At 66.4% G+C, this 5,888-nt stretch carries 7 protein-coding genes; 2 read left to right on the forward strand and 5 right to left on the reverse strand.

Annotated elements, in window-relative coordinates; translation table 11 throughout:
* The 3 genes from K206_RS40300 to K206_RS0135170 form a co-directional block, all read right to left on the reverse strand.
* On the reverse strand, window positions 1–303 hold a 303-nt coding region (locus tag K206_RS40300; protein ID WP_043367818.1), incomplete at its 3' end, for a hypothetical protein.
* Between the two features lie 391 nt (window positions 304–694).
* Window positions 695–982: a hypothetical protein gene (locus K206_RS0135165; protein WP_020206942.1), complete on the reverse strand. Its 288-nt coding sequence runs from the start codon at window positions 980–982 to the stop codon at window positions 695–697.
* A gap of 442 nt (window positions 983–1,424) precedes the next feature.
* On the reverse strand, window positions 1,425–1,826 hold the full coding sequence (locus K206_RS0135170; RefSeq protein ID WP_020206943.1) for a hypothetical protein: 402 nt from the start codon (window positions 1,824–1,826) through the stop codon (window positions 1,425–1,427).
* Between the two features lie 448 nt (window positions 1,827–2,274).
* Between K206_RS0135170 and K206_RS0135175 the strand changes: the two genes are divergently transcribed.
* Together K206_RS0135175 and K206_RS0135180 are read left to right on the forward strand one after the other, a co-directional pair.
* Complete coding sequence (locus K206_RS0135175) at window positions 2,275–3,252, forward strand: nitronate monooxygenase family protein (protein ID WP_029044434.1); 978 nt, start codon at window positions 2,275–2,277, stop codon at window positions 3,250–3,252.
* 83 nt (window positions 3,253–3,335) lie between these two features.
* On the forward strand, window positions 3,336–3,758 hold the full coding sequence (locus tag K206_RS0135180) for a YbaN family protein (RefSeq protein ID WP_020206945.1): 423 nt from the start codon (window positions 3,336–3,338) through the stop codon (window positions 3,756–3,758).
* A 9-nt stretch (window positions 3,759–3,767) separates the two neighbouring features.
* Here K206_RS0135180 and K206_RS0135185 read toward each other — a convergent pair whose 3' ends face one another.
* Complete coding sequence (locus tag K206_RS0135185) at window positions 3,768–5,198, reverse strand: amino acid permease (RefSeq protein ID WP_020206946.1); 1,431 nt, start codon at window positions 5,196–5,198, stop codon at window positions 3,768–3,770.
* Window positions 5,199–5,280: 82 nt separating this feature from the next.
* On the reverse strand, window positions 5,281–5,888 hold a 608-nt coding region (locus K206_RS0135190; RefSeq protein WP_020206947.1), incomplete at its 5' end, for a porin.

Genomic DNA, 5,888 nt, shown 5'->3' on the forward strand with positions numbered 1-5,888 from the left:
AACACAAAAATACTGACACTCCCTTTCAATCTTGTCGAATCGATTCTCTTTCTTCCTGCCCGAAGAATCCTGGAAATAGCCCGATTCGGTACTGTATTCACCGACGATCGTGAAGTCCTGAGAAAACGTGTCGACGGTGTAGCCGACAGGCTTATGGTCCTTGTTGATGCCGTGGTGTACGAGTGTCTTATTCTCAAGCGTCTCGATCACCTTGTGTCCGACCAGTTCCAAGCTGGTCGCGTCGAGATCCGCTAGTTCGTCGATCAAGTCCTTGACAACTCGCTTCTTGATAAGTTCGGACATCTCGTTCTCTCTCCGTCGATCCAGTCACGTGTTGAGTTTCAATATTAACCTTCCACCCGTGTCGTGTCGCGGCTTGGGATCCGCGAGGTGTCTCGAAACGGATATTCACTGATACCGAACGGCTGCTCCAGCCCACGAGTGATCCCCGATGGACGATCCGGGCCGGCCGTTTCGCATCCGATAGCCGCCTTTGAAACATCAACGGGTCGATCGGCAGTAACGGGTCGACAGCAGCCTTCTGACAGCCTCACCCAATGTCCGCTTACCAGCCTCTCCCTTAGCCACCCCTAATGAAAAATGGCCCACAAGTTCAAACACCTGTGAGCCATTCTCTACAAACAACAGTCGGCGTTCTAGGTAAGTTGGGCCCAAGAGCCACTTGCCTCACCCATCAACCAACAACCGCCCGCCCCGCCACCCCCACCATCTCACTCAACGCCAACACCTCCCCCGCCAGCTCCGCAGCCAGCGAAAAAACACTCTCCCGCTCCATCGGCTGCAAGCCGTTGGCCGAGCCATCAGCCACCACGAAATCGCTGGCCATCAACAACAACGCATGCAGCTGCGCAGCCTTCAATACCGCAAGGCTCAGGGGATTTTCATGTGGAAAGCGCGCAGTCAAGGACATGTCTGCGCCGTTGTGGTCGGCGGTGATGCCGTCTCGGGTGTGCTGGTGCATTGGGCGTTCTCGCAGGCTGAAATAAAGTGTCCGCCGGATGCCGGCGGTTCGTCCTTCGTATTCAGGCTGCTATTCCCGGTCGCCGCAGAAAGCGGCAACGACTGGAGTCTAGCTCCGAGTTGGCGTGCGATTTGATAACTTCTGTTACCGACCGCAGATTTTCTTGCGCCTCTGAACGACAGTTGATGAAGTCGGCTCGTTGCTGTGCGACCGCAGCTCTCCCGAGTGCGGAGCAACGTCGGGGGAAGGAAATCAGGCGCTCCACAAAGTGACCGCGTTCGTCATTCGCAATCGCCTTGCCCTCTCCCCCGGCCCCTCTCCCATTTCATGGGAGAGGGGAGCAAACCGGCAGTAATGCGAAGCCGGTCAGCCATCTGGAAACTGCCACGCAGCGCGGCGCGATGCCGTTGCAATGCCAGCTTCCAGCGCCACCGCCGCTACCTCAAGCCTTCCGATGCGCATCCTTATCCAGCTCACGTTCCGCCGCGTCGCCAGTGGCACCCTTGTAGTAAAGATGCACGCCGATGGCCAGCGAGTCGTGGCGGATTTCCTGCAGGGTCTTCCACGCCTTGTCGGGTTCCTTGAACACGAGGTAGTGCGCTTCCTGCGCGATCAGTTCGGCCGTCTGGTGCAGCCCGTGGTTGTGCAGCGCGCCGACCAGGGCGTCCAGGCTGCGGTGGGTGCGGGCGTCGGTGCGCGGGTAGAGCATGTGCAGGATGGCGACGTTCTTCTCGGCGACCAGCGCTGACAGGGCGACGACGATTTCCTGGTGGTTGAGCGCCGTGACCACGCGATCGGGGTCGCCGATGTGCCTGGAGAACAGGGCTTCGAGGATGGAACTCATGAATGCACTCCTTTGCTGCTGACTACTGGCTGGGGACGCGCGCCGGCCGGGCCGGCGCTGCTGCCTGGTTCCGTGGCCGTCGCCTTGTGGCGGCGGGGCGGAAGCCTGGCGGTTCACGAAATGTACGCCTGGGATTGACCTAGGGGAAACCCTGATTCAGTCAATACACTGTTCTGCAAAAGAAACAATGTGCGCGGAACCAAGCTGCATATGCACCAGTCACCGCGCGCCATCTCGTATGGGTTTAACGGATGAGGCGTATGCGCCGTGTACCGGGGCGGGCTCCGGGCTTGTATCCGTTTCTTACACGCGCCCGCGCCGGCCAGCCGGCCGTAGACTGGCGCGTCTAGCCAGCCCCCAACGCCGCCGCGCGGAAACTCCCTATAATCGAACGATCGTTCACATCCCGGGCGCCGGTCGCGGCGCCCGCCGTGGTTCAGGAGACACCATGCCCGCCGCCAGACAATTGCCGAAGGTCCTGCAGAACCTCGCCCTGCCCGTCATTGCTTCGCCGATGTTCATCGTCAGTTATCCGGAGCTGGTGCTGGCACAGTGCAAGGCGGGCATCGTCGGTTCCTTCCCCGCGCTGAACGCGCGCCCGGCGGAGGTGCTGGGCGACTGGCTGACGCAGATCGAGGAGGAACTGGCCAGCTTCCGCGCGGCCAACCCGGGCGCGCCGGTGGGGCCGGTGGCAGTGAACCAGATCGTGCATGCGTCCAACGTGCGGCTGGAGCATGACATCAAGGTCTGCGTGGACCACAAGGTGCCGATCTTCATCACCTCGCTGCGCGCGCCGCCCAGGGAGATGATCGACGCGGTGCACGGCTACGGCGGCATCGTGCTGCACGACGTGATCAGCATCCGCCATGCGCAGAAGGCCATCGAGGCCGGCGTGGATGGCCTGATCCTGGTGGCGGCCGGCGCGGGCGGGCACGCGGGCACTCTGTCGCCGTTCGCGCTGGTGGGCGAGGTGCGCAAGATCTTCGACGGCGTGATCGCGCTGTCGGGGTCGATCGCCACCGGCGAGGCGGTGCTGGCCGCGCAGGCGATGGGCGCGGACTTTGCCTACGTGGGCACGCGCTTCATCGCCTCGCAGGAGGCGCACGCGAGCGAGCAGTACAAGCAGTCGATCACCACGTCGGCCGCGGCGGACATCATCTACACCAACCTGTTCACCGGCGTGCACGGCAACTACATCCGCGAGAGCATCGTGGCGTCCGGGCTGGACCCGGAGAACCTGCCGGAAGCGGACAAGAGCAAGATGGATTTCTCCAGCGGCGCGTCCAAGGCGAAGGCGTGGAAGGACGTGTGGGGCGCGGGCCAGGGCGTGGGCCAGATCCACGATGTCCCGGCCGCCGGCGAGATCGTGGCGCGCATGAAGGCCGAGTACGACGCGGCGCGCGCGCGCCTGGGGCTGGCGGTCTGAGCGCGAAGCGGCCGCCCGCCGGCTCCGGCACCAACGCCGACGCAGACACTGACGCCGGCGCCAATGCCGGTACCGGCGCCGCCGTGCGCAGCCACCGCGAGCGGGTGCTGCGCGCGCTGTTCGTCGCGCTCGGCGCGCTCAGCCTGCTGCTGGGCATCGTCGGCATCTTCCTGCCGGTGCTGCCGACCACGCCGTTCGTGCTGCTGGCCGCGGCGTGCTTCGCGCGCGGCTCGGAGCGTTTTCATGCGCGGCTGCTGGCGCATCCGCGGCTGGGGCCGCTGGTGCATGACTGGCAGCAGCACCACAGCGTGCCGCTGCGCGCCAAGTGGCTGGCCATCGGCACCATGTGGCCGTCGATGGGCGCCACGGCGTGGCTGCTGCGCGAGCGCCCGTTCATCTCGGTTGCCTTGCTGGCCTGCGCGGCGGCCGTGACCGCGTGGCTGCTGTGGCTGCCGACGCGCCCGCGCGGCGGCTATCCGCCGTCCGCCACGGACGGCGAGGCCTGAGCGGCCGGCTCAGGCCGCTTCGTTTGCCCGCGCGGCCACCGCCAGCGCGCGCGCCTTGTACCAGCCGAAGTAAGCCACCGTCAGCACCGCCAGGAACGGCACGCCGAACACCAGCGTCATGCGGAATGCCTGCGTGAACGCCGTGGTGAGCATCACGGCCAGCATCAGCCCCGCGCCGAGCAGCGTGAGCACCGGAAAGCCCCACATGCGAAAGCGCAGCGGCGCGCCGCCCCGGGCGCGCCACGCGCGGCGGAAGAAGTAGTGGGTGACGAAGATCATCATCCACGTGAACAGCGCGCCGAACATCGACACGGCCATCATGATGGTGAACGAGGCGTCGGGATAGAAGATGCTCACCAGCGTGGCGATGGCGATGCCGCCGGTGGACAGCAGCAGCGCCGGCAGCGGCACGCCGCGCGCGCTGAGCTGGCCGAGCGGCCGCGGCGCGTAGCCGGCGCGAGAGAGGCTGAACATCATGCGCGTGGTGATGTAGAGCTGGCTGATCATGGCCGACAGCGCGGCGATCAGCACCACGAAGTTGATGACGCCGGCCGCGCCGGGAATGCGGATGGCTTCCATGACCTTGACGAAGGGGCTCTGGTCATGGCCGGCGGCCGTCCACGGCACGATGGCGAGCATCAGCGCGAGCGTGAGCAGGTAGAACAGCACCAGCCGCAGCATGGTGGAGCGGAACGCGCGCATGACGGCGCGCTCCGGGTCCTGCGCCTCGCCGGCGGCCACGGCGATCATCTCGATGCTCAGGTAGCTGAAGATGGAGACGATCACCGCCACCCACGTGCCGCCGATGCCGTTGGGAAAGAAGCCGCCGTGCGCGGTGTAGTGGTGGAAGCCGGCCTGCCGCGCACCGTCGCCGACCAGCGTGGGCGCGCCGAAGACTACGTAGGCGCCGAGCAGGATGAAGCCGACGATGGCGGTGATCTTGATGACCGAGAACCAGTACTCCACCGCGCCGAAGATGTTGACGCTCAGCGCGTTGACCAGCACCAGCGCGCCCGAGAACGACACGATCCAGAACCAGCCCGGCACCGCCGGCAGCCAGTACTTCATGTAGAGCGCGGTGGCCGTGACCTCGGCGCCGACCGCCAGCACGATGCAGGCCCAGTAGGCATAGCGCACCAGGAAGCCGGCCAGCGGGCCGATGTAGTGCTCGGCATAGGCGCCGAACGAGCCGGAGGTCGGGTGCGCGACCGTCATCTCGGCCAGGCAGCCCATCAGCAGCAGCGCGATGCACGCGCCGATGGCGTAGCTCACCAGCACGCTCGGGCCGGCAAAGCCGATGGCGAAACCGCTGCCGAGGAACAGCCCGGTGCCGACCGCGCCGCCGATGGCGATCATGGTCATCTGGCTGGCGCTGAGGCTGCGCCGCAGCCCTTTCTCGCGCTCGACGATCTGCTGGAACTGCTGCGGGGGATTTGTCATGGCTTGTCTCCTTCTGGTGCTGGGTGCTCCGCGTGGTCCCCCGCTCGGGACCGGGGGGCTGGATGATGCAGGGCGCCGCGGCTCAGAACACGTGGCGGATGCCGAGCGCCACGCCGGTCTGGCTGCCGCGCCCCGGCAGTTCCGTGGCGGCGCCGCCGCTGACGACGTTGTGGTCCACCGTGCCATACAACTGCGTGCGCCGCGACAGCGCGTACTCGGCCAGCGCCACGCCCGTGTAGCGCCTGCCGCCGTTGCCGGCGATGCCGTTGGCGCTGCGGATGCGGTCGTAGTAGAAGACGGCGGTCAGCGTAAGCGCCGGCGCCATCTGATAAGCGAGGCCGGCGTACACGGTGTCGTCCCGGCGCGGGTTGGCCGTGAAGGTGCCGTGGGCGACGGTGCGGGCGGCGTCGTTGAGCGCGGCGTCGAGCGAGCCGGTGGCGTCCCGGCCGCCGAGGTAGCCGAGGAAATACCTGCCGGCGCCCGCCGCGTAGCGCGCGGCCGCGCCCCACATGCGCTGCGTGTTGCTGGCGGCGTCGCGCGTCTCCTGGTACACGCCGCCCACGCTGACGGCACCGGCGGTGTAGGCGGCGCGCGCGCCCCAGTACGCGTTGCGGCCCACGCTGCCGGGCTGCTCGCCGAAGCCGTAGCTGGCGCCCACGTTGAGGCCGCCGAAGGTGCCGTCATAGCTGG

The organism is Cupriavidus sp. WS, from assembly GCF_000395345.1.
GTDB classification, from domain to species: domain Bacteria; phylum Pseudomonadota; class Gammaproteobacteria; order Burkholderiales; family Burkholderiaceae; genus Cupriavidus; species Cupriavidus basilensis_B.